This is a genomic window from Paracoccaceae bacterium Fryx2 (assembly GCA_032334235.1).
In the GTDB taxonomy this organism is placed as follows: domain Bacteria; phylum Pseudomonadota; class Alphaproteobacteria; order Rhodobacterales; family Rhodobacteraceae; genus JAVSGI01.
In genome coordinates, this window is sequence record JAVSGI010000005.1 from 762831 (window position 1) to 786330 (window position 23500).

Genomic DNA, 23500 nt, shown 5'->3' on the forward strand with positions numbered 1-23500 from the left:
GCCCAAATACCCTCCCGCCGAAGGCGCCCTTCCTGCCGACAAGGGTCCCGGCCTCGGCATCGGAGCCTCCGGCGGGGATATTTTTGCAAAGATGAATGGAACCGCGATGAGTCTTGAGATCACTTCTGTCCGCCCGGAAGACGAGGCCGCGTGGCGCGGTCTCTGGGCGCAGTATCTCGACTTCTATGATGTCGCCCTGCCCGGGGAGGTGACGGACCGCACCTGGGCGCGGCTGCTTGATCCGGCCTCGCCGCTGGCGGGGCGGCTGGCCTGGCGCGACGGGCAGTGCCTTGGATTCGCGCTGCACCATCCGCACCTCTCGACCTGGGTGCTGGGTGAGGATTGCTATCTGGAGGACCTGTTCGTGGCGGAAGCGGCGCGGGGGCGAGGTGTCGGCAGGGCGCTGATCGAGGATCTGCAGGCCCTGGCACGGGCACGGGGCTGGCACCGGCTGTATTGGCACACCGGCGAAGGCAACGCACGGGCGCGCGCGCTCTATGACGGATTTGTGGCGTCGGACGGCCATCTGCGCTATCGCCTGACGCTGTAGCGTGACCGAGGGGCGGGACCAATTCTTCTTAGAAGAATTGCGGTCAGGCCCGCAGCGCCATGCGCGCCAGCTTGGCGGCCAGCAGCAGCCACGGCAGCCCGTGCATCGCCATGTCGGCCATGTCCACCGGGCGCACCAGCGTGCCCGCCGCCAGCATCTTCAGCTTTTCCCAGATATGCGGTTCGGGAAAGAACGGCGCCAGACCCAGCGTCAGGGCGACGATCATCACGAGGGTCAGCGGAATCTGGTCAAGGTAATGCATGGCGCGCTCCGGTTCGGGTCACCATGGCTATGCCACATATTCAGAACATGCAATGTGATAATGGCGCGGTTGACGGGGCTCGAACCCGCGACCCCCGGCGTGACAGGCCGGTACTCTAACCAACTGAGCTACAACCGCGCTTTTACGTTCGGGCGATGCGGGCGGGCGATGGCGCGGTTGACGGGGCTCGAACCCGCGACCCCCGGCGTGACAGGCCGGTACTCTAACCAACTGAGCTACAACCGCGCTTTTCGCCGCCCGGATCATCGCCCGAACGTGTGGAGGGTATTACGCACCCCCGCCGGGGACGTCAAGCGCAAGTCGGCGGAAATATCGCGCGGCCTTCAACGTTCCGGTGCGGGGATGAAATCGGCGTCGTCGCCAGGCGGCAGGCGGAAGCGGCCATGCGCCCAGTCGCCCGCGCGCCACGCCTCTTTCGCGGCCTCGATGCGTTCCTTGCTGGAGGCGACGAAGTTCCACCAGATATGGCGCGGCCCCTCCATCGTGGCCCCACCCAGCAGCATCAGCCGGGCCCCCTGCGGGCCTGCGCGCAGCGACAGCCGGTCGCCGGGGCGGAACACCAGCATCCGCCCGGCGCCGAAGGTGTCGCCCGCCACGCTGATCTCGCCGGTCAGGATGTAGGCGCCGCGATCTTCCTGCCCGTCGGGCAGCGGGATGGCGGCGTGGGGTGCCAGGATCGCATCGGCATAGAACATCTCGGAGGGGGTGGCGACCGGCGCGCGTTCGCCCCAGGCCTCGCCCAGGATCAGCCGCACCCGCTTGCCCTCTCCTTCCAAAAGCGGCAGGCTGGCGGCATCGGCATGGACGAAGGCGGCCGGGTCGTCTTCGCGGGCGTCGGGCAGCGCAACCCAGGTCTGAAGGCCGAACAGCCGGTGCGGGGCGGCGCGCTGCGGCCCGTCCATCCGCTCGGAATGGGTGATGCCGCGCCCGGCCAGCATCCAGTTCACCGCCCCCGGCTCGATCCACTGGTCGGTGCCGAGGCTGTCGCGGTGGTGGATGCTGCCCTGCATCAGGTAGGTGACCGTCGCCAGCCCGATGTGGGGGTGCGGACGCACGTCGATGCCCTGCCCCGTCAGGAATTCGGCGGGGCCCATCTGGTCGAAGAAGATGAATGGCCCCACCATCTGCCGGGCCGAGGAGGGCAGCGCCCGGCGGACCTCGAAACCACCCAGGTCGCGGGCGCGGGGCACGACTTCGGCGGCGATGGCGTCGATCGCATCGCCAAGCGGAATGTCGGGGTCAAGCGCGGGGTTCCAGCTCATCGGCGTCTCCTGTTCATGTTCAAAGGTAGGCGGCCAGCGGCGGGCCGCCAATGCGCATTGGCGCCGCCCGGCTGTGCGGCAGGGCACAGTGGCCTGGCATTGGCGCCGGATGCCGGGGGGCGCCCCTGCCCTGCCGGCTGTGTTGCGGTTTGTGAACCAGCGTTCGCATTGGCACGCGGTCTTCGGGGACGCCACGGCAGTTGTGCCACCGGCCCCCTTGGCCTATAGATTGCAGGGCCATGAGGCACGGTGCGGGCGCGTGGGCGGCGCACCGGGTGACCGAAGGCCGCGTGCCGCCGGGCGGCGCGATCATGGAGACGTGCGACCCTGATCAGCCAAGCCCCGCCGCCGCCCCTGCGCACCAGACTGACCCGGACCCTGCTGGCACTGGCCATCGGAGCCTTCGGCGGGGGCGTGTTCCAGATCCTCGGCCTGCCGCTGCCCTGGATGCTGGGGGCGCTGACCGCGTCGATGATTGCCGCGATGCTGAATGCGCCGATCCTGCCGCCGTCGCGCCTGCGCCCGACCGTGGTCGTGGTGATCGGCGTGCTGCTGGGGGCCGGATTCAGCCCGGCGCTGCTGTCGCAGGCGGCAGGCTGGGCGCTGTCGCTGGCGATGCTGGTGGTCTATCTTGTGGTGACGGCGGCGCTTGTGGTTCCCTACTACCGGCGGGTCGGCGGCTTCGACCCGACCACCGCCTTCTTCTCCGCCATGCCGGGTGGCGTCAACGAGATGGCGATGATCGGGCAGGAGATGGGCGGCGACGAACGCAGGATCATCCTGGCCCATGCCGCGCGCATCGTCATCACCATCGCGCTGATCGCGCTGTGGTTCCGGCTGATCCAGGGCTATTCCGTAGGCAGCGCCACCTCGATGGGGGTCGGCTTTGCCGACATCGACGCGCGCGATCTGGCGGTGCTGGCGGTGTGCGGCGTGCTGGGGGCTGCATTGGGCATCGGCCTCCGGCTGCCCGCGCCGACGCTGGTCGGGCCGATGTTCGTCAGTGCCGCCGCCCATGTCGCGGGCCTGTCGCAGGCCGCGCCGCCGCGCGAGCTGGTGGTGATGGCGCAGATCCTGCTTGGCACGGTGATGGGCTGCCGTTTCCTGGGCATCGGGCCGCGCGTCGTGGGGCGGGCGCTGCTGCTGAGCCTTGGCGCGACGCTGCTGAGCCTTGGCGTGACGCTGGCCTTCGCGCTGCTGTTCCACCGCCTGTTCGGCCAGTCGATCGAGCAGGTCATGCTGGCCTACGCCCCGGGCGGCGTGACCGAGATGAGCCTTGTGGCGCTCGCGATGCAGGCCGAGGTCGCCTATGTCGCCACGCACCATGTTGTGCGGATCGTGCTGCTGGTCGGGTTTGCGCCACTGGTGCTGCGCCGGATCGGACGCAGGCCGAAGTAAGGCGCGATGGTGGGTCGTGACGGGTTCGAACCGCCGACATTCTCGGTGTAAACGAGACGCTCTACCAACTGAGCTAACGACCCCTGCCGCCTTCTAGACCGACGGCCGGGTCGCCCGCAAGGGGCGACCTGCGACAGGGGCCGAACCGGTGGAAGCACGCACCGGCCTTCCCGCGCCGCGGAGGTCAGCCGTTCGGACCAGCGAAAAAGGGCACAGCCTGCGCCGTGCCCTTTGAATGATGGTGGGTGATAAGGGATTTGAACCCCTGACATCTTCGATGTGAACGAAGCGCTCTACCACTGAGCTAATCACCCGTGGGGGGCGTATTAGCCTTAGTCTTCGGCCTCTGCAAGGGTCTCTTTCGCGACTTTCTTGCCGGGGCCCTTGCGGGCGCCCGCAGCACCGTTGCGGTGCAGCTTGATCACCAGCAGCTCGCCCTCGCCGCGGTCCATCTGGCGGTTGACCTTGGCGCGGCCCAGCGGCGGCAGGTTCAGGTCGTCACCGGCCGAAAGCGCGGCGCCGAGCGTGGCCAGCGTGGCCTCGACGATTTCGCGCACGCCCTTCTTCTTGCCGCCGGTTGCCTGCACCACCCGGTCGATCAGATCCTTCAGCTTCAGCGTGGGGGCCTTTTCCTGCGGCGCGACCCCGGATTCGGCCGGGGGGGTCGCATCCTGGTCATCCGCAACGGGCGCGCCCGGTTCGGCGGCGGCGCGACTGGCGGCGGTCTTGGCGGACCCTGCCTTGGCGGATCGGGCGGCGGTCTTGGAAGCGGGCATTCTGGATGTTTCCCCGTTGTTGCTGGTTCGGATACAATCTTACGCCAGTATTTCCCGCCGCGGAACTGGCAAACGCGGGAACAGCCTCGGAATCCCGCTATTGCCGGTTCTGCGGCAGGCCGTCAGAGATGTCGTAGTAGTCGCCCTTGTCATCGACGAAGATGTGCAGCGCAAGCCTCGTGCCGGTCGGCCCGTCGAACGCCCCCATCGCGACCCCGATCCAGTCGAGATGCGGCGGGTCGAAGAACAGCGAGGCGCCACAGGTTGCACAGAAGCCGCGCCGCACCTTGGGCGACGACTGGAACCACGTCAGGTTTTCCGCCCCGGCCAGGTGCAGCGCGGCACGCGGCACGTCGGTCGAAGCCTCGAAATGGCCCGAATGCTTGCGGCAGATCGTGCAATGGCAGGCGGTCGGCGGCGGCAGGTCGCCGTCGATCTCGAATCGAATGGCGCCGCAAAGGCAGGATCCCTTGTGCATGGCAGGCACACTCCCGTGGCTGGGGCGGGCCGGGTGTGCGCCCGCCCCGCCGGTCATGAAAAAGGGCGCGCCGAGGCGCGCCCTTCCGGCCGGGCGTGGCCCGCGTGTCAGTGTGCCGTCTGCTGCGCCGCGGCCCCCCCGGCCAGCAGGCGGGCGGCGGCGGCGGCCTCTTCGGCCGCCTCGTCCCACTCCACCGGCTCGGGCTGGCGCACCAGCGCGTATTTCAGCACCTCGCGCACGTTCGACACCGGGATGATCTGCATCCCCTGCTTCACGTTGTCGGGGATCTCGGTCAGATCCTTGGCGTTTTCTTCCGGGATCAGCACGGTCTTGATGCCGCCCCGTAGTGCCGCCAGCAGCTTTTCCTTCAGCCCGCCGATCGCCAGCGCGTTGCCGCGCAGCGTCACCTCGCCGGTCATCGCGATGTCCTTGCGCACCGGGATGCCGGTCAGCACCGAGACGATCGAGGTCACCATGGCAAGGCCGGCCGACGGCCCGTCCTTCGGGGTTGCCCCTTCGGGAACGTGCACGTGGATGTCGATGGTCTCGAACTTCGGCGGCTTCACCCCGATTTCCGGGCTGATCGAGCGCACGAAGGACGCGGCCGCCTCGATCGATTCCTTCATCACGTCGCCCAGCTTGCCGGTGGTCTTCATCCGGCCCTTGCCGGGCAGGCGCAGCGCCTCGATCTGCAACAGATCGCCGCCCACGCTCGTCCAGGCCAGCCCGGTGACCACGCCGACCTGATCGGTCGCCTCGGCGAGGCCGTAGCGGAACCGCTTGACGCCGAGATAGCCTTCCAGCGCCTCGGGGGTCACCTCGACCGACCTGGACTGGCCCTTGACGATCTGCGTCACCGCCTTGCGGGCGAGCTTGGCGATTTCACGTTCAAGGTTCCGCACCCCGGCCTCGCGGGTGTAGGTGCGGATCATCTCGGTCAAGGCCGCGTCGGTCACGCCGAATTCGGTCTTCTTCAGGGCGTGGTTGGCGATCTGCTTGGGGATCAGGTGACCCTTGGCAATCTCGCGCTTCTCGTCCTCGGTGTAACCCGACAGCGGAATGATCTCCATCCGGTCGAGCAGGGGCCCCGGCATGTTGTAGCTGTTGGCGGTGGTCAGGAACATCACGTTGGACAGGTCGTATTCCACTTCAAGATAGTGGTCCACGAAGGTCGCGTTCTGTTCCGGGTCCAGCACCTCGAGCATCGCACTTGCCGGGTCGCCGCGGAAGTCCTGCCCCATCTTGTCGATTTCGTCGAGCAGGATCAGCGGGTTGGTGGTCTTGGCCTTCTTCAGCGCCTGGATGATCTTGCCGGGCATCGAGCCGATGTAGGTCCGCCGGTGGCCGCGAATCTCGGATTCGTCGCGCACGCCGCCAAGGCTGATGCGGATGAACTCGCGCCCCGTGGCCTTCGCCACCGACCGCCCGAGCGAGGTCTTGCCGACGCCCGGAGGGCCGACGAGGCACAGGATCGGGCCCTTCATCTTCTGGCTGCGCGCCTGCACCGCCAGATATTCGACGATGCGTTCCTTGACCTTTTCCAGCCCGTAGTGGTCGGCATCCAGCACGGCCTGCGCGCGCCCCAGATCCTTCTTCATGCGGCTTTTCACGCCCCACGGCACGCCCAGCAGCCAGTCGAGGTAGTTGCGCACCACGGTGGCTTCCGCGCTCATCGGCGACATGGATTTCAGCTTCTTGACCTCGGCCTCGGCCTTGTCGCGCGCTTCCTTTGAAAGCTGGGTCTTGCGGATCCGCTCTTCCAGCTCGGCAATCTCGGACTGCGCGTCATCGCCGTCGCCCAGCTCGCGCTGGATCGCCTTCATCTGTTCGTTCAGGTAGTATTCGCGCTGGGTGCGCTCCATCTGCGTCTTGACGCGCGACTTGATCTTCTTCTCGACCTGCAGCACCGACATTTCGCCCTGCATGTGGCCATAGACCTTTTCCAGCCGCTCGGCCACGTTCAGCGTTTCCAGCAGCGCCTGCTTGACCGCCACGTCGACGCCAAGGTGGCCCGAGACGAGGTCGGCCAGCCGGGCAGGCTCGCGCGCTTCCGAAACGGCGGAAAGCGCCTCTTCGGGGATGTTCTTCTTGATCTTGGCGTAGCGTTCGAATTCCTCGGCGACGGCGCGCAGCAGCGCCTCGGTCACCGAGGCATCGCCCGGCACCTCGGTCAGCGCCACAGCCGACGCTTCGAAGAACTGCTCGTTGGGCAGGAAGTCACTGATGCGCACCCGCGTCTTGCCTTCGACCAGCACCTTGACGGTGCCGTCCGGCAGCTTGAGCAGTTGCAGCACATTGGCCAGCACGCCCGAGCGGTAGATGCCTTCGGTGCTGGGATCGTCCACCGTGGGGTCGATCTGCGACGACAGCAGGATCCGGCGATCCTCGGCCATCACTTCTTCAAGCGCGCGCACGGATTTTTCGCGCCCGACAAACAGCGGCACGATCATGTGCGGGAACACCACGATATCGCGCAGCGGCAGCACGGGGTAGCTGGGAGAGAGGAGGTCGCTCATGCTTGTTCCTTGGTCTGGGCAGAAAGGCACCGGCCCCGGTCATCGGCAGCACTTGGCCTTCCCCTGCGTTCAGTAGTCATATCTGGTGGTGCGGGAAGTGGCTGTCAACCAGAAGGATGTCACAAGATAATGCGCCTGTGCCCGGCGGGGGGCAAGCAGGGAATGCGCGGGGCCCCGCCAGCCCGCCCGGACCGCGCCGGATGCGCGGAATGCAGCAGAGCGAAGGCGGAAAGGACGGTCCGCCCGCCGTGCAAAGCGGAAAACTCTTCGAAGAGTTTTCCAAAATCCTTCGAAGGATTTTGACCGCCCTGCATCTAAAGCGGCTCGATGTCGCCCTGCGCGCGCGCCGCGTGGAACTCGGCCGCGAAAGATTGCAGCCGCCCCCCGGCAATAGCGTCGCGCAATCCGGCCATCAGGTCCTGATAGTATTGCAGGTTGTGCCAGGTCATCAGCATCGAGGCGATGATCTCCTGCGACTTGAAGACATGGTGCAGATAGGCCCGGCTGTAGCTGCGGCAGGCCGGGCAGGCGCAGGCCTCGTCCAGCGGGCGCGGGTCGTCGATGTGGCGGGCGTTCTTGATGTTGACCACGCCAGCCCTGGTGAACGCCTGCCCTGTGCGCCCCGACCGCGACGGCAGCACGCAGTCCATCATGTCGATGCCGCGCTGCACCGCGCCCACGATGTCGTCGGGCTTGCCCACCCCCATCAGATAGCGCGGCCGGTCCTCGGGCAGCATGTCGGTGGCATAGTCGAGCACCGAGAACATCATCTCCTGCCCCTCGCCCACCGCCAGCCCGCCCACGGCATAGCCGTCAAACCCGATGTCGCGCAGCCTTTCGGCACTTTCTGCGCGCTGGTCGGGGAAGACCGAGCCCTGCTGGATGCCGAACAGCGCATGGCCCGGCCGGTCGCCGAACGCATCGCGCGACCGCTGCGCCCAGCGCATCGAAAGCACCATCGACTTGCGTGCCGTGGCCTCGTCGGCCGGATAGGGCGTGCATTCGTCGAAGCACATCACGATGTCGCTGCCCAGCAGGCGCTGGATTTCCATGCTGCGCTCAGGCGTCAGATGGTGCAGCGAGCCGTCGATGTGCGACTTGAACTTCACCCCGTCCTCGGTCAGCTTGCGCAGCCCGGCCAGGCTCATCACCTGATAGCCCCCGGAATCGGTCAGGATCGGGCGGTTCCAGTTCATGAAGCGGTGCAGGCCGCCCAGACGGGCGATGCGCTCCGCGGTGGGGCGCAGCATCAGGTGATAGGTGTTGCCGAGCAGGATGTCGGCCCCGGTCTCGCGCACCGACCCCGGCAGCATCGCCTTGACGGTGGCCGCGGTGCCCACCGGCATGAAGGCGGGCGTGCGGATCTCGCCGCGCGGGGTCTTGATCGCCCCGCAGCGGGCGCGCCCGTCGCGCGCCGCGATCTGAAAAGACATGCCCTGTGCCATCGCCATCCCCGCCATCCCGTAAGGTTGCCCTTCATAGGCGGTTTGCAGCGATTGCCAAGGCGGGATCGCGCGATTCAGGCACGGACCGGCGGCCGGGCCGGGTGTGCCAAAATCCTTCAAAGGATTTTGCAAGAGTTTTCGGGAAAACTCTTGGCTCCCGGCCCCGCCGGTGACCGCGACCGGCAGGTGCCGGGCCTAACGCCCGGTCAGCCGGTTGCCGAAGGCCGCCAGCCACGACGGCGGCCCGCCGTTCCGCGTCTCGCGCGCATCGGCCATGTTCAGCAGCCGGTACATGCCGCGCACCCCCAGCCAGCGCAACGGTTCCGGTTCCCAGCGCCGCACCCGGCGATTGACCCAGGGCAGCCGCGCCAGATCGGTGTCGCGGTCCAGCGCCAGGTCGGCCAGCGTGCGCCCCGCAAGGTTGGAGGTCGAGACCCCGACCCCGACATAGCCCCCCGCCCAGCCGATCCCCGTTGCCGGCATCAAGCCCCACCGTGGCGCACCAGTCGCGCGGCACGCCCAGCACGCCGCACCAGGCATGGTCGATCCGGGCTTTCGCCGCCGCCGGGAAATGGCGGTGCAGGATCGCGGTCAGGCGGCGGATGGTCTCGGGGTCCGGCACCCCGCTGCGGTCGATGCCCGAGCCGTAGCGGTAGGGCACGCCGCGCGCACCGACCGTGATGCGCCCGTCGCGGGTGCGCTGGCAATAGCAGTAGGCATTGGCGAAATCGCCCACAATCTCATGCCCCTGCCAGCCGATCTGCGCCCAGGTCGCCGCGTCCAGCGGTTCGGTCACGATCTGCGCCGAATTCAGCGGCAGCCAGTCGCGGCGGGTGCCGGGCAGCGTGGCGGTGAAGCCTTCGGTGGCGCGCAGGATGATCCGGGCACGGATGCTGCCGCGGTCGGTGGTCACCCGGCCCGGCGCGATCTCTGTGACCGTGGTGCCCTCGACGATCCGCACCCCCAGCCCTTCAACGGCGCGGGCCAGACCCCGCACCAGTTTCGCGGGCTGGATGCGGGCGACATTGGCGACCCGCATCGCCCCCAGCGTGCCGGGCACCGCGATCCGTGCCCGCGCCGCGTCGGCGTCGAGCAGGCTCACCCGGTCGCCCTCGCCCCAGTGCTGCCGCTCTGCCGCCTCGGCCTTCAGACGCGCCAGTTGTGCCGGATTGGTCGCCAGCATCAGCTCGTCGGTGCGCAGGATGTCGGCGTCGATGCCGTGGGCCTCGACCACCCGGATCACCTCGTCCACCGTGCCGCCCATCGCGGCCACCATGGCCCGCACGCCCGCCTCGGTGCCGGTGGACAGATAGCGCCGGTGGTTCCAGGCAAAGCCGCCCGTCAGCCAGCCGCCATTGCGCCCCGAGGCGCCGAAGCCCGCGAAGTCCTTTTCCACCACCAGCACCTTCAGCGCCGGATCGGCCTGTTTCAGGTACCAGGCGGTCCAGAGCCCGGTATACCCCGCCCCCACGATGCAGACCTCGGCGCTCGTGTCGCCGTCAAGCGAAGGGCGGGGGACAGGCAGGCCGCCCATGTCGGCATACCAGAAGGACACGTCACCGACCCGGGCCGGGGCGGCAGAGGGGTTCGGCGCTGGCATCGGTGGCTCCCGGGCGGCGGGGGCGGTGTCGCCCCCTGCCCGCCCTGCGTGCCGCAATCGCGGCCCTGCTGCAACCGGATTTGCCCAGTTGCCCGCGCGGGTCAGATCGCCGCCACCGCCTCGTCGCCGTCATGCGCCCTGTTCCAGCGGATCGAGGACCACAGCGACACCCCGATCAGCGCCGCCCCGCCCAGCCCGGTGATCACCTCGGGTATATGCACCAGCGTCTGGACATACATGATCACCGACAGGATCAGGATGGCATAGAATGCCCCGTGTTCCAGATAGCGGTATTGCGCCAGCGTGCCGCGTTCCACCAGCATGATGGTCATCGACCGCACATACATCGCGCCGATTCCCAGACCGATGGCGATGACGAACAGGTTCTGGCTGAGCGCGAAGGCCCCGATCACCCCGTCGAACGAGAACGAGGCGTCCAGCACCTCCAGATACAGGAACGCCCCCAGGCCGCCCTTGGCAGCCCCGGTCAGCGTTTCCTGCGAGGCGTCCAGAAAGCCGCCCACCACCTCGACCAGCAGGAAGGTCAGCAGCCCGTAGATCGCGGCGTTGATGAAAACCTGCGATTCGGCACCTTCCAGCAGCCGCGAGAAGCCAAGGATCAGGCACAGCACGAAGGCGATCTCGACCCCCTTGATGTTGGCGAACTGCGACATCCGCCGCTCAAGCGCGCCGATCCAGTGCACGTCCTTGTCGTGATCGAAGAAGTAGCTGAGGCCGACCATCATCAGGAAGGTGCCGCCGAAGGCCGCGATCGGCAGATGCGCCTCCTTCATGATGCGGGCATATTCCTCGGGCTGGGCTGCGGCCAGCACCATGGCGTCGATCGGCCCGATGTTGGCGGCCACCACGACGATCAGCAGCGGGAAGACGATCCGCATCCCGAACACCGCGATCAGGATGCCCCAGGTCAGGAACCGCCGCTGCCATTCCGGCGTCATGTCCTTGAGCTTGTTGGCGTTGACGATGGCGTTGTCGAAGGACAGCGATATCTCCAGCACCGCCAGCACGCAGCAGATGAAGAAGATCGTCGCCATCCCGGATACCGTGCCGGTCGTCTGCCAGCCGAGCAGGCCCCCGAGCGCAAGGCCGACGGCGGTGACGATGAATGCCCAGTTGAAATAGCGCAGCGTCGGCTTCAGTGCGGGTGCGTCGGTCATGCCCGGCACCCCGCCTGACGGATACCGACCTGAGTGACGCGCCACGCGGGCGTGGGGCAGGCATGGGGCAAGGGGGGCATCTGGGGGCTTCCGGGCGACCTGTTCGTTTCTGCAGTGCCGACATCGTCAGAGCGTCGCCTGCTCTGGCCAGAGGGGCCCGGTCACCGTATTCCGCCCCGGGGTCGTGCCGCCGGATCACGCATGAGGTAATGCAGAATTTCCCGCCTTGCAAGGCCGGGGCAGCGCCTCAGGCGCGCATCAGCCGGACCGCGGCAACCGCCGCGTCGGCGACATCCAGAAGCCGCGCCAGATAGTGTTCGCGGGCGGCGAAGGCCCGGCTGCCCTGCCCGGTGAAACCGTCCTCCAGCGCGTCGATCAGCCGGTTCAGGCGGCGCTGGTGGATGCCGAGCCGCAGCTGCACCGGGTCGGCCAGCACGCCCGCGAAAGCCGTTGCCGCCGCCCCTGTCATCACCAGCCCCACCAGCGCCGCGCCCCCCAGCAGCGGCGACGCCGCAACCGGAAAAACCCCATACCACATCGACCCGATCCCGGCGCCCAGCGGAAAGGCCGCGATGGCCGCCTGATGCGCCAGCACGGCGGCCAGCGTCGGCGCCAGCGACACCATGCCCGGCGTCACCGCATGAAAGGCCAGCGCCCCCGCCCCCAGCGTGCCGAGGGCGGTCGTCATCTCGGCCACCGCCGAGCGCGTGCCGGTATAGTCGCCCAGCGTGCGCGAGACCTGCGCCTGAAGGCCCGCCAGCGCCTCGGGTCCGGCGCGCGCCGCGACCACCGCCCGCAATGCGGGTTGCGCCAGCATCGCCTCGGTCAGCGCGTCGCGGGTCCGGGTGCCCTGCGGCAGTTCCAGCAGGTCGGTCAGGATCAGGCTTTCCACCCGGCGCGCAACCTCGGTTTCCAGCAGGATGGGCTTGCTGCCCAGCCAGTCGGCGGCGCGGGTCAGGCGGGCGCGGCGCAGGCCCCAGGCCCCTATCCGGCTGAGCACCAGCACCGGCGCCAGCGCCAGATTGACCGGCGCGCGCAGCACGTCGCCGCCAAGGGCTGCACGGTGCAGCGCCAGACTGCCGCCAAGACCGAAATGGCGCCGCACGAAGTCCGGAACCCGGGCGCGGCGGTCGGCGAAATAGGCGGCTGCTGCGGCCTGCATCGCGGCCTCAAGCGCCGCAGGGTCTGCGGCGACCGGCGCGGCCGCCTGTCGTGCGTCGCCGTGCGCGCGTGCCTGATCCATGATTCTGCCCTGCCCCGATCACCGTTTTCCTTGCTCACAGATGGGCGCGGGCGCAACCGCGCGCAAGACGCCTGCCCGGCCCGACGCTGCGGATCCGTTGCCACAGGCGGCTGTGCGCCGCGCCGGGGCGTGCTAGATGGCAAGGCTGAAAGCGGAGGCGCCATGCTCTTGTCCCTGACCGGCCTTGCCAAAAGCTACCCCACGGGCGAAGGCCCGCTGCGGGTGCTGGATGGCGTCGACCTGACCCTTGCCCCGGGCGAAAGCCTGGCGCTGACCGGCGAATCCGGCAGCGGAAAAAGCACGCTGCTGCATCTGGTGGCGGGGCTCGACCGGGCCGATGCCGGGCAATTGGTGATCGAAGGGCAGGACATGACGGCGGCGGGCGATGCCGCCTGGGCCGCGCTGCGCCGGGGCACGGTGGGGCTGGTGTTCCAGCAGTTCAACCTGATCCCCTCGCTGAACGTCGCGGCCAACCTTGCGTTTCAGGCCCGGCTGGCGGGGCGGCATGACGCCGCCCGGCAGGCGGCGCTGGCGGAGGCGCTGGGGCTGGAGAAGCTGCTCGCGCGCTACCCCGAGCAGCTTTCGGGCGGCCAGCAGCAGCGGGTCGCGATCGGGCGCACGCTGGCCGCCCGGCCCCGTCTCGTGCTGGCCGACGAGCCGACCGGCAACCTTGACGAGGCGACCGCCGACGCGGTGATGGACCTGCTGTTGCGGCTGGTGGCGCAGACCGGGGCGGGGCTGCTGATGGTCACCCACTCGCCCCGGCTGGCGGGTCGGCTGGACCGGCGGGTGCATCTGACCGCCGGGCGGGTGGGCTGATGCGGCGGGCGGGGCTGGCGGCACTGCTGTCGCACTGGCGCAGGCATCCCCTGCAACTGGCGATGCTGCTTCTGGGGCTGGCACTGGCGACCGCGCTCTGGTCAGGGGTGCAGGCGATCAACGCCGAGGCGCGCGCGAGCTACGACCGGGCGGCGGGGGCGCTGGGGCAGGACGCCATGGCGCGGATCGTGGCACGCGGTGGCGGCACGGTGGCAGAGGCCGATTATGTCGCGCTGCGCCGTGCGGGCTGGCCGGTCTCGCCGGTGGTCGAGGGGCGGCTGATGCCCTCGGGGCTGCGCCTGATCGGAATTGAACCCCTGACCCTGCCGCGATCCGCGCAGCGCGTCCCGGTGCTGGAGGGCGGCGACGCGGCGGCCTTCCTGTCCGGCCCCGGCCTGCTGTTCGCCAGCGCCGAGACAGCCGCCGGGCTGGACGGCGCGGGCCTGCCGCCGTTGCGGGTTGCCGAAGACTTGCCGCCAGGCACCGCGCTGGCCGACATCGGCGTGGCGCAGCGCCTGCTGCGGCTGGAGGGGCGGCTGTCGCACCTGCTCCTGCCCGATGCGCCGCATCCCGACCCGGCCACCCTGCCCGCCGGGCTGGTGCTGCACACCCCCGCGCCGGCGGAAGACCTTGCCCGCCTGACCGACAGCTTCCATCTGAACCTGACCGCCTTCGGCCTGCTGGCCTTCGCGGTCGGGCTGTTCATCGTGCATTCCGCCATCGGCCTTGCGTTCGAGCAGCGCCGCCCGGTGTTCCGCACCCTGCGCGCGCTGGGGATTCCGGCGCGCACGCTGACCGGGCTCTTGCTGGCGGAACTGCTGGTGCTGGCGCTGGTGGCGGGGGTGCTGGGCGTGGTGCTGGGTTACGGCGTGGCGGCGCTTCTGCTGCCCGATGTGGCCGCCACCCTGCGCGGGCTTTACGGCGCCGAGGTGCCGGGCACGCTCAGCCTGCGCCCGTCGTGGTGGCTGGCGGGGCTTGGGATCGCGGTGCTGGGCACGCTGGTCGCGGCGGCGCAAAGCCTGTGGCGGGTGTGGCGGCTGCCGCTGCTGGCGCCCGCACAGCCGCGCGCCTGGGCGCGGGCCTCGGCGGCGGGGCTGCGCTGGCAGGCCGGGCTGGGGCTGGCACTGCTGGCGGGCGCGCTGGCGCTGGGGCTGGCGGGGCGCGGGCTCTGGGCCGGTTTCGGGGTGCTGGGCGGGCTCTTACTCGGGGCGGCGCTGCTGCTGCCGGTGTTCCTTACGGCGGTGACATGGGCGGGCGAGCGGCTGTCGCGCGGCGTGCTGACGCAATGGTTCTGGGCCGACACCCGCCAGCAACTGCCCGGCCTGTCGCTGGCGCTGATGGCGCTGTTGCTGGCCCTGGCGGCGAATGTCGGCGTCGGCACGATGGTCGCAAGCTTCCGGCTGACCTTCACCGGCTGGCTGGACCAGCGGCTGGCCTCCGAGCTTTACATCACCGCCCGCGACCCGGCCGAGGCGGCGGCGATGGCGGACTGGCTGGGCCCGCGCTCCGACGCGGTGCTGCCGATCTGGAACGCCGAAACCCTGATCCTTGGCGCGAAGGGCGAGGTTTACGGCGTCACCGACCACGCCACCTACCGCGACAACTGGCCCCTGCTGCAAGCGGTGCCCGACGTATGGCAGGCGGTGGCCGAGGGGCGCGCCCTGCTGGTCAACGAGCAACTGGCGCGCCGGGCGGGGCTGGCGATGGGCGACGCGGTGCCCCTGCCCGGCGGCGCGCTGCCGGTGGCGGGCATCTATTCCGACTACGGCAACCCGCAGCCGCAGGTGATCGTTTCAACCGAGACCCTGACCGCGCGTTTCCCCGACACCCCGCGCCTGCGCTTTGCCGTGCGGGTCGCGCCTGCGGAAGCCGGGGCACTGGCCGCCGACCTGCGCGCCGCGTTCGACCTGCCCGAAACGGCGGTGATCGATCAGGCCACCATCAAGGCCTTCTCGCTGCGCATCTTCGAGCGCACCTTCGCCGTGACCGCCGCGCTGAACGTGCTGACGCTGGGGGTTGCGGGGCTTGCGATGTTCGCCAGCCTGATGACCCTGGCGGGGATGCGCCTGCCGCAACTGGCGCCGGTCTGGGCGATGGGGCTGACGCGGGCGCGGCTGGCGGGTCTCGACCTTGCGCGCACCCTGCTGCTGGCAATGCTGGTGCTGGCGGCGGCGCTGCCCCTGGGGCTGGCGCTGGCCTGGGTGCTGCTGGCGGTGGTCAATGTAGCGGCCTTCGGCTGGCGGTTGCCGATGCGGGTGTTTCCGGCCGACTGGCTGCTGCTGGGGGGGCTGGCGCTGCTGGCCGCCCTTGTGGCGGCGGCGATTCCGGTGCTGCGGCTGGCACGCACGCCGCCGGGCGATCTGGTGAAGGTGTTCACGAATGAACGTTAGGATATTGCTCGCAGCCCTGCTGCTCGCCACCCCCGCCGAGCCGCAGGGTTTTGCGGGCCTCGGCGGCGATGCCGAAGGCTTCGCCATCCCCGAGCGCCGCGCGCTGGACTTCCCCGCCGACCACGGCCCGCACCCCGATTTCCGCATCGAGTGGTGGTATCTGACCGCCACGCTGACCGGCCCCGACGGCACCGAGTATGGCGCGCAGTGGACGCTGTTCCGCTCGGCCTTCGCGCCGGGTGAAGGCGTTGGCTGGGCCAGCCCGCAGCTCTGGATGGGCCATGCCGCCGTCACCACGCCCGACGCGCATTTCGTGGCCGAACGGCTGGCGCGCGGCGGCATCGGGCAGGCCGGGGTGACGGCCGCGCCGTTTGCCGCGTGGATCGACGACTGGCAGATGACCGGACGGGCGCCGGAAGGGGCCGACGAACTGTCGGCGCTCGACCTTGCCGCCACGGGCCCCGGCTTTTCCTATGCGCTGAGCCTCGATGCCATCGGCCCGCTGGTGGCACAGGGCGAGGCCGGCTATTCGGTGAAATCGGCCGCCGGGCAGGCCAGCCACTACTATTCGCAGCCGTTCTACCGGGTCGGCGGCAGCCTGACGCTGGGGGACCGGCTTATCCCGGTTACCGGGCAGGCCTGGCTTGACCGCGAGTGGTCGTCGCAACCGCTGGCGGCCGACCAGACCGGCTGGGACTGGATCTCGCTGATGTTCGACGACGGCGCGCGGCTGATGGGGTTCCGCCTGCGTGACGCCGGGGAAGGCTACACCAGCGCCACCTGGATCGACCCCGACGGCACCCCGACCCCGATGCCACCCGGCGCGCTTCGGCTGACCCCGCTGCGGCAGGAAACGGTGGCCGGGCGCGATGTGCCGGTGGACTGGCGGGTGGAACTGCCCGCGCGCGCGCTCGATGTGACGCTGACCGCGCTGAACCCGCAGGCGTGGATGGCCACCTCGGTGCCCTATTGGGAAGGCCCGGTCCGCATCGGCGGCAGCCATCCGGGGCGCGGGTATCTGGAGATGACGGGATATGACTGACCGGGGCCTGTTGTCCGCGCAGCCCGACCCGTGACCACATCACCCGCCGACACTGCCGGGGCGGTTCGCCAGCCGGGCGCGCGCGGTGGTGCCGTCGGTCTCGCGCCACCCGGACCTGTGCGCCGTGCTCCGTAAGATTCTCTCTCCAGCCGTCGCCGGGCGACAGGGTGACGGTGCAGACCGGCGAGCCCCCCACCCCCATCCCCAGTGCAGACCGCCGGGCGGACCCTCAGGACCGCGGGGGGCGCCTGCGCACGGGCCTGCGCGCCGTGCTGGCGCGAAACGCCGCATTCACCCGCTCTGGCCCCAGCGTCAGCGCCATGCGGCGCAGCGCGAAGCGGACATGCGCCATCTCCTCGTAATAGGAAATGAAGGTGTAGTTGACCCCCGCCCCGGCAACCGCCCCCAGCACCGGCAGGGTCTGCGAGGCCAGCTTCTGCCCGATCACCGCGGCAAACCGCGGAGCCACCGCCGAAATCGCCGCCTTGACCGTGGCGCCGTTGATCGCGATGCGCGAGCCGAAGAAGGTGGTCTCCACCCCGTCATCCTCGGCCAGCGGTCCGCCGCTGCCGAACACGCGGATGCATTCCAGCCGGATCTCGTCGTCCTGCGGGTCGAAGCCGTGCATCACCGCAACCTTGCGGATGGCACCGAACATCGTGGTCACCGTGACCGGCAGTTCGACCAGCGCCGCGGGCAGGCCGCCGAAACCGCCCGCCGCCCCGGTGGCCGTCACGGCGACCCGGTTCGCCCAGGGGCCGAGACGCGGCATCCGCGGGTCGTCGGACAGTGTCGCCGCCCGATCGTAGGACCAGTGCAGCGCCTGCGCCGTGACCTCCTCGATCCGGTCCTTGGCGGCGTCGGGCAGCCGTTCCAGCAGGTTCTCGGCCTTGCCACCGAAATACATGATGGTCTTCATCAGCAGACCCGAGGCCCGCCGGTACCGCGTCGCAATGCCCGCGATCTCGGTCTCTGCCGCGTCGGTCCAGGGCTGAACCCCGGGTGAAGATGCGCTTGCCGCCATGGTAGTTCCCCTTGTGCCGCACAGCTTCAACGTCGGCATGTCGGGCCCCGGTTTCAAGGGCGCGGCGGCTCAGCCCTGCGCCTTGACCACCGGCCCCCTGATGCCCGCCCAGGCGCCCTGCACCAGTTCCAGCCCCAGCACGCGGTCGGGGTTGGTGGGCGGCGGCATCACCACGCCGTCAAGCTTGCTGAACCCGAAGCGTCGGTAATAGGGCGCGTCGCCGACCAGCAGCACCCGTTCCCAGCCGAGCCTGCGCGCCTCTGCCAGGCTTTCGGTGATCAGCAGCCCCCCCAGCCCCTCGCCCTGCCGGGTCGGATGCACCGCGATCGGCCCAAGCAGCAGGATGTCCTGATCGGCAACCTCGGCCGGCCAGTAGCGGATCGCGGCGGCCAGCGTGCCGTCCTCGTCGCGCAGCACCCCGCACAGCGGCGCCACCGTCGCCACCCCGTCGCGCAGCCGGTAGGACGACAGCGCCGTGCGACCCGGCGCGAAGCACAGGTCATACAGGGCCTCGACCTCCCACCAGTCGGCCTCGGCTTCCTCTTCCAGATGATACAAGGGCGTGTTCCAGTTCCCGGGGCCGAATCTTCTGGAATCGCGGGTAACACGCGGATACGTCAGGTTCAAACCGGAATGAGGCCCGCATGTTCTACCGCCCCGAAGACGGCCACGGCCTGCCCCACAACCCGTTCAACGCGATCGTCACGCCGCGCCCGATCGGCTGGATATCGACGCGCGGGCCATTGGGCGACAACCTCGCCCCCTACTCGTTCTTCAACGCCGTGGCCTGTGCGCCGCCGCAGGTGATGTTCGCCTCCACCGGCGTCAAGGACAGCCTTGCCAACATCCGCCAGACCGGGGTGTTCTGCGTCAATCTGGTGGGGGCAGAGTTCACGAACGCGATGAACGCCACCTCGGCCGCCCTGCCCCCCGGTCATGACGAATTCAGCCATGCGGGCCTCGCGCGGGTGGAGTGCGCCACCATCCCCTGCGCCCGGGTGGCCCATGCCCCGGCGGCACTGGAATGCCGCCTGACGCAGGAAATCGCGCTGGAGGGCAGCGACAACCGGCTTATCCTCGGCCGGGTGACCGGCGTTCACATCCGCGACGACTGCCTGACCGACGGCCGCTACGACACTGCCCGCGCCGCCCACCTCGCCCGCCTGGGCTACATGGATTACACGGTGGTCCGCGACACCTTCACGCTGGCGCGGCCGGGGGAATAGGCGCCTGCCCCGCCACCCCGCCCCTGCCCGTTTCTTCTTGGCCCAAATACCCATCTGCCCCCGATGCCGCGCATTGGCCGCCGGGGGTGCGGCAAATGCTTGCACGGCGGGGCCGGGGGGTGCTCTCGGCCGCTTCCGCCCTTTCCCCGGGCCGCATCCGCCCCTAATCTGCCCGGCGCAACAGCAAGAGGGTGGCAATGGATACGATGATCGGGGTGATCGGCGGGTCGGGGGTCTACCAGATCGACGGGCTCGAAGGCGCAAGCTGGGTCAGGGTGAAAACCCCCTGGGGCGCGCCGTCGGACGAGGTTCTGGTGGGGCGGCTGGGCGGCGTGCCGATCGCCTTCCTGCCGCGCCATGGCCGCGGGCATGTGCACAGCCCGACCTCGGTGCCCTACCGCGCCAACATCGACGCGCTGAAGCGGCTGGGGGTCACCGACGTGATCGCGGTCTCGGCCTGCGGCAGCCTGCGGCCCGACTATGCGCCGGGCGATTTCGTGATCGTCGACCAGTTCATCGACCGCACCTTCGCGCGCGAGAAGTCGTTCTTCGGGCCGGGGATGGTGGCGCATGTCTCGCTGGCGCACCCGACCTGCCCGCGCCTCGGCGCCGCCTGCCATGAGGCCGCGCAGGCCGTTGGCGTCACCGTCCACAAGGGCGGCACCTACATCGCGATGGAGGGGCCGCAGTTTTCAACGCTGGCGGAGTCGCGGCTCTACCGCAGCTGGGGGGCCGACGTGATCGGCATGACCGGGATGCCCGAGGCGAAACTCGCCCGCGAGGCCGAGCTTTGCTACGCCTCGGTCGCCATGGTCACCGATTTCGACTGCTGGCACGAGGATCACGGCGCGGTCGATGTTGCGCAGATCATCCAGACGCTGACCGCCAATGCCGCCGCCGCGCGCAACCTCGTGGCGCGGCTGCCCGCCCTGCTGGGGCCCGCCCGCGCCCCCTGCCCGCATGGCTGCGACCGCGCGCTGGACCATGCCATCATGACCGCCCCCGACCTGCGCGACGCGGCGCTTGCAGCGAAACTCGATGCGGTCGCCGGCCGCCTGTTGAAGGCTTGAGACCCATGGCAAAGACCGTCAAGGACTACATCCGCACCATCGTCGACTTCCCGCATGAAGGGATCCTGTTCCGCGATGTCACCACCCTGTTCGCTGATGCGCGCGGCTTCCGCATGGCGATCGACCAGTTGCTGACGCCTTACGCCGGAATGCGCATCGACCGCGTCGCCGGGCTGGAGGCGCGGGGCTTCATCCTCGGCGGGGCGGTGGCGCACCAGCTTTCCACCGGCTTCGTGCCGATCCGCAAGAAGGGCAAGCTGCCCGGCCGCACGCTCGCGCAGGACTACAAGCTGGAATATGGCGAGGCAGTGGTCGAAGTGCATGACGACGCGATGCAGCCCGGCGAGAAGGTGCTGCTGGTAGACGACCTCCTGGCCACCGGCGGCACCGCCGAGGCGGGCATCCGGCTGATCGAACGGCTGGGGGCCGAGGTGATCGGCTGCGCCTTCGTGGTCGATCTGCCCGACCTCGGCGGCCGCGCCCGGCTGGAAGGGCTGGGCATGGAGGTCCATGCCCTCTGCGCCTTTGACGGGCTCTGATGCGGGGGCTGTGACCCGGTGCCCGGTAACCATTTGTTAGCCGAATCGTCTTAACCCTGTTCCTGTCCAGACGCTACCCACGGATGGACAGGGCGCTGCTTGCAACACGTGACCCACCCAACCCCACCCCGCCGGTACACCCCGGCGGGGTTTCTGTTTGGCAGGGTGGTTCCCGGTCTGCGCCGCCGGTTCGGGCGGATGCGCAGGAGCCTCCGGCGGGGATATTTTCAAACAGAAGAAAGGCAAGGCTGTCGCTTGCCGCCGCCTTGCGCATTCACCTTGCCCAAATATCCCCGCCGGAGGCTCCGGCGGTGCCGCAAGCCCGCCACCGGGTCACTGCGCCCGCAGCACCGCCCCCGGATTCATGATGCCCATCGGGTCGAGCGCCGCCTTGATTGCCCGCATCGCGGCCAGCTTCGCCGGGTCGGCGTAGCGTTCCAGATCGGACACCTTCAGCCGCCCGATGCCGTGCTCGGCGCTGACCGAGCCGCCCATCGCGTGCACCATGTCATGCACCAGCGACTTGATCGCGCCGCGCTGGGGATCATGGTCGGCGCGGGTCTCGCCTGCCGGGGGGAACACGTTGTAGTGCAGGTTACCGTCGCCGAGGTGGCCGAAGCAGTTGATCCGCCAGCGCCCCAGCGTGGCGAGCGCAGGCCCCGCGGCGCGCAGGAAATCGGGCACGGCGCCGAGTGGCAGCGAGATGTCGTGGCTCGACACCGCGCCGATCCGGCGGTTGGCCTCGGGCAGGCTTTCGCGCAGGGTCCAGAAGGCGGCGCGCTGCGCGGCGGAGGTGGCGATCACCCCGTCCAGCACCAGACCGGCCTCGGCGGCCTCGGCGTAAAGGGCTTCGAGCGCGGCAAGCGGGTCCAGCCCTTCGGGCAGGCCAAGCTCGATCAGCACCATCCAGTCGGGGGGGGTGGCGAAGGGCTGGCGCACCTCGGGCATGGTCTCGGACAGGAAGTCGAGCCCGGTGCGGCCGATCAGCTCGAACGCCGAGACGAGCCCGCCCAGCCGGTCGCCCGCCAGCGCCAGCAGCGCCAGCGCCGCCGCGGGGTCGGGCACCGCCAGCATCGCCGTGCCCTCGGCGGCGGGCTGCGGCACCAGCTTCAGGCTGGCGGCGGTGATCACCCCCAGCGTGCCCTCCGACCCGATCAGCAGGTTCTTCAGGTCATAGCCGGTGTTGTCCTTGCGCAGCCGCTTCAGCCCGTGCCAGATCGCGCCGTCGGGCAGCACCGCCTCCAGCCCGAGACAAAGGTCGCGCGCGTTGCCGTAGCGCAGCACGTTGACGCCGCCCGCATTCGCGGCAAGGTTGCCGCCGATCCGGCACGAGCCTTGAGAGGCGAGCGTCAGCGGAAAGAGCCGCCCCGCCGCCAACGCATGGGCCTGCACCTCGGCCAGCACCATGCCGGCCTCGACGATCAGCACGTTCTCCTCCGGGTAGACCGCCCGCAGCGCCGCCATCCGGTCCAGCGTCAGCAGCAGTGGCGCGGGGCCCTCGGGCATCACCTGCCCGCCCACCAGCCCGGTGCCGCCGCCCAGCGGCACCACGCCGACGCGCGCGGCGGCGCAGGCGCGCACCACGGTCGCCACCTCGTCCACCGTGCGCGGCAACGCCACCGCCGCCCCCTGCCCGACCCAGCGGCCGCGCGGCTCGGTCAGATGGCGCGGTTCTGGCGGGCGCAGGGTGCCTTCGGGCAGGCGCGCGGCAAGGTCGGCCAGAAAGGCCGGATCGGCGGGGTTCAGCATCGGGGCCTCCGTTTGGCCCTGCTTAGCGCGCGGGCGGCAAGGGGGCTAGCGCAGATAGTCGGGCTCCAGCACCAGGATGGTCGGGCGGCGCGGCAGGTCGGCCAGCGACAACTCGATCTCGGACGACTCGAGCCGGACCACCTCGAACTCGGCGCTCATTCCGACCAGAAACTGATCCAGCGAGGCGCCGGAAAACCAGTGCATCGGCAGAACGACCGAGGACCGCAGGCGGCGCACCACGTTCATCATCGTGGGCAGGTTCATCGTGTAGCCGCCGTCCACCGGCACCATCAGCACATCCATCCGGCCAAGGGCCGCGTATTGCGCCGCGTCGGGCTCGTGGTGAAGGTGCCCGAGATGGCCGATGCAGAGCCCGGCCACCTCGAACACGAAGATCGAGTTGCCGTCCTTGCGCACCCCGTCGCCAAAACGCGAGCGCACGTCGGTCGCCACGTTGCGCACCAGCATCTCGCCCAGGTCCAGCTCATGCTCGGCGCGACCGCCGAATTCGTCCCAGCCGCGCAGCACATGCGGGATGCGCGGGTCGGGGCGGGCGGTCCAGTGGGTGGAATGGGCGTTGTTCATCGTCACGACATCGGGCACCACGTCGATGCTGCCAAGATAGCCGGTATAGTCGGTGGCGGCCACCAGCCCGCCCGGGGTTTCCAGCATGAAGGTCGCGTGGTCGATGAACCTGATCCGCACCCGGCCCTCGGCCAGCGGCGCACCGAACGACGCGCGGTGGATCACCTCCAGCCCCGGCGCCTGCGCAAGCGCGATGCAATGGCTGGGGATACGCTCTTGCGCGGCGGCGGGAAGGCCAAGGCCGGTGGCAAGCATCAGGGGCAGGACGGTTCGCGGCATCATCGGGCACCTCCGGTCAGGAAGGGTAGCACCCCCGCCCGGTTTGGC

The 23500-nt window shown here is 69.7% G+C and carries 20 protein-coding genes, 4 tRNA genes and 1 pseudogene; 8 read left to right on the forward strand and 17 right to left on the reverse strand.

Features of this window, described 5'->3' with window-relative positions; translation table 11 throughout:
- Positions 1-106 precede the first annotated feature (106 nt).
- Complete coding sequence (locus RNZ50_12875; GenBank protein ID MDT8855895.1) at positions 107-550, forward strand: GNAT family N-acetyltransferase; 444 nt, start codon at positions 107-109, stop codon at positions 548-550.
- A 43-nt stretch (positions 551-593) separates the two neighbouring features.
- Here the strand turns inward: RNZ50_12875 and RNZ50_12880 are convergent, their stop codons facing one another.
- From RNZ50_12880 to RNZ50_12895, 4 genes are all read right to left on the reverse strand, one after another.
- Entirely contained in the window at positions 594-812 is a 219-nt protein-coding gene (locus tag RNZ50_12880; protein MDT8855896.1) for an RND transporter, read from the reverse strand.
- Positions 813-873: 61 nt separating this feature from the next.
- Positions 874-950 (reverse strand) — tRNA-Asp (locus RNZ50_12885).
- A gap of 31 nt (positions 951-981) precedes the next feature.
- Positions 982-1058: transfer RNA gene (locus RNZ50_12890), tRNA-Asp, on the reverse strand.
- Between the two features lie 98 nt (positions 1059-1156).
- Positions 1157-2095 carry a pirin family protein gene (locus RNZ50_12895; GenBank protein ID MDT8855897.1) on the reverse strand — a complete coding sequence of 313 codons (939 nt, stop codon included), beginning with the start codon at positions 2093-2095 and terminating at the stop codon, positions 1157-1159.
- 387 nt (positions 2096-2482) lie between these two features.
- Between RNZ50_12895 and RNZ50_12900 the strand changes: the two genes are divergently transcribed.
- Positions 2483-3493 (forward strand): AbrB family transcriptional regulator, encoded by a 1011-nt coding sequence (locus RNZ50_12900; GenBank protein ID MDT8855898.1) that lies wholly within the window; start codon positions 2483-2485, stop codon positions 3491-3493.
- Between the two features lie 7 nt (positions 3494-3500).
- Here the strand turns inward: RNZ50_12900 and RNZ50_12905 are convergent.
- From RNZ50_12905 to RNZ50_12945, 9 genes and pseudogenes are all read right to left on the reverse strand, one after another.
- A tRNA-Val gene (locus tag RNZ50_12905) sits at positions 3501-3576 on the reverse strand.
- Positions 3577-3732: 156 nt separating this feature from the next.
- Positions 3733-3807: transfer RNA gene (locus RNZ50_12910), tRNA-Val, on the reverse strand.
- 18 nt (positions 3808-3825) lie between these two features.
- Positions 3826-4269 (reverse strand): HU family DNA-binding protein, encoded by a 444-nt coding sequence (locus RNZ50_12915; protein MDT8855899.1) that lies wholly within the window; start codon positions 4267-4269, stop codon positions 3826-3828.
- Positions 4270-4366: 97 nt separating this feature from the next.
- Positions 4367-4747, reverse strand: a complete 381-nt coding sequence (locus RNZ50_12920; protein ID MDT8855900.1) for a GFA family protein — start codon at positions 4745-4747, stop codon at positions 4367-4369.
- A gap of 107 nt (positions 4748-4854) precedes the next feature.
- Positions 4855-7263 (reverse strand): endopeptidase La, encoded by a 2409-nt coding sequence (gene lon / locus RNZ50_12925; protein MDT8855901.1) that lies wholly within the window; start codon positions 7261-7263, stop codon positions 4855-4857.
- 314 nt (positions 7264-7577) lie between these two features.
- The gene (gene tgt / locus RNZ50_12930; protein ID MDT8855902.1) at positions 7578-8708 is read right to left on the reverse strand and encodes a tRNA guanosine(34) transglycosylase Tgt; all 1131 of its coding nucleotides are present in this window, start codon (positions 8706-8708) and stop codon (positions 7578-7580) included.
- A gap of 195 nt (positions 8709-8903) precedes the next feature.
- Positions 8904-10308, reverse strand: a pseudogene (locus RNZ50_12935) (FAD-binding oxidoreductase).
- A gap of 101 nt (positions 10309-10409) precedes the next feature.
- Positions 10410-11486, reverse strand: a complete 1077-nt coding sequence (locus tag RNZ50_12940) for a DUF475 domain-containing protein (protein ID MDT8855903.1) — start codon at positions 11484-11486, stop codon at positions 10410-10412.
- 247 nt (positions 11487-11733) lie between these two features.
- Positions 11734-12729 carry a DUF6635 family protein gene (locus tag RNZ50_12945; GenBank protein MDT8855904.1) on the reverse strand — a complete coding sequence of 332 codons (996 nt, stop codon included), beginning with the start codon at positions 12727-12729 and terminating at the stop codon, positions 11734-11736.
- 162 nt (positions 12730-12891) lie between these two features.
- Here RNZ50_12945 and RNZ50_12950 point away from each other — a divergent pair, with 162 nt between their 5' ends.
- The 3 genes from RNZ50_12950 to RNZ50_12960 are packed head-to-tail and all read left to right on the forward strand — an operon-like array spanning position 12892 to position 16980.
- Positions 12892-13548 carry an ABC transporter ATP-binding protein gene (locus RNZ50_12950; protein MDT8855905.1) on the forward strand — a complete coding sequence of 219 codons (657 nt, stop codon included), beginning with the start codon at positions 12892-12894 and terminating at the stop codon, positions 13546-13548.
- Positions 13548-15938, forward strand: coding sequence for an FtsX-like permease family protein (locus RNZ50_12955; GenBank protein MDT8855906.1), 2391 nt, complete (start codon positions 13548-13550; stop codon positions 15936-15938). Before RNZ50_12950 ends, RNZ50_12955 begins: the two co-directional genes overlap by 1 nt.
- Positions 15928-16980: a lipocalin-like domain-containing protein gene (locus tag RNZ50_12960; protein ID MDT8855907.1), complete on the forward strand. Its 1053-nt coding sequence runs from the start codon at positions 15928-15930 to the stop codon at positions 16978-16980. The genes RNZ50_12955 and RNZ50_12960 overlap by 11 nt, the downstream gene beginning before the upstream one ends.
- Positions 16981-17209: 229 nt before the next feature.
- On the opposite strand, the gene RNZ50_12965 is transcribed toward RNZ50_12960, so the two are convergent.
- Together RNZ50_12965 and RNZ50_12970 are read right to left on the reverse strand one after the other, a co-directional pair.
- A complete protein-coding gene (locus RNZ50_12965; GenBank protein MDT8855908.1) occupies positions 17210-18004 on the reverse strand; it encodes an EcsC family protein in 795 nt (264 codons plus the stop codon).
- Between the two features lie 69 nt (positions 18005-18073).
- The gene (locus RNZ50_12970) at positions 18074-18562 is read right to left on the reverse strand and encodes an N-acetyltransferase (protein MDT8855909.1); all 489 of its coding nucleotides are present in this window, start codon (positions 18560-18562) and stop codon (positions 18074-18076) included.
- Positions 18563-18648: 86 nt separating this feature from the next.
- Here RNZ50_12970 and RNZ50_12975 point away from each other — a divergent pair, with 86 nt between their 5' ends.
- The 3 genes from RNZ50_12975 (at position 18649) to RNZ50_12985 (ending at position 20839) form a co-directional block, all read left to right on the forward strand.
- Entirely contained in the window at positions 18649-19230 is a 582-nt protein-coding gene (locus RNZ50_12975) for a flavin reductase family protein (GenBank protein ID MDT8855910.1), read from the forward strand.
- 197 nt (positions 19231-19427) lie between these two features.
- Complete coding sequence (locus tag RNZ50_12980; protein ID MDT8855911.1) at positions 19428-20300, forward strand: S-methyl-5'-thioadenosine phosphorylase; 873 nt, start codon at positions 19428-19430, stop codon at positions 20298-20300.
- Between the two features lie 5 nt (positions 20301-20305).
- Positions 20306-20839, forward strand: a complete 534-nt coding sequence (locus tag RNZ50_12985; protein ID MDT8855912.1) for an adenine phosphoribosyltransferase — start codon at positions 20306-20308, stop codon at positions 20837-20839.
- A gap of 333 nt (positions 20840-21172) precedes the next feature.
- Here the strand turns inward: RNZ50_12985 and RNZ50_12990 are convergent, their stop codons facing one another.
- Positions 21173-22588, reverse strand: coding sequence for an FAD-binding oxidoreductase (locus RNZ50_12990; protein ID MDT8855913.1), 1416 nt, complete (start codon positions 22586-22588; stop codon positions 21173-21175).
- Between the two features lie 45 nt (positions 22589-22633).
- A complete protein-coding gene (locus RNZ50_12995; protein ID MDT8855914.1) occupies positions 22634-23452 on the reverse strand; it encodes an MBL fold metallo-hydrolase in 819 nt (272 codons plus the stop codon).
- Positions 23453-23500 lie beyond the last annotated feature (48 nt).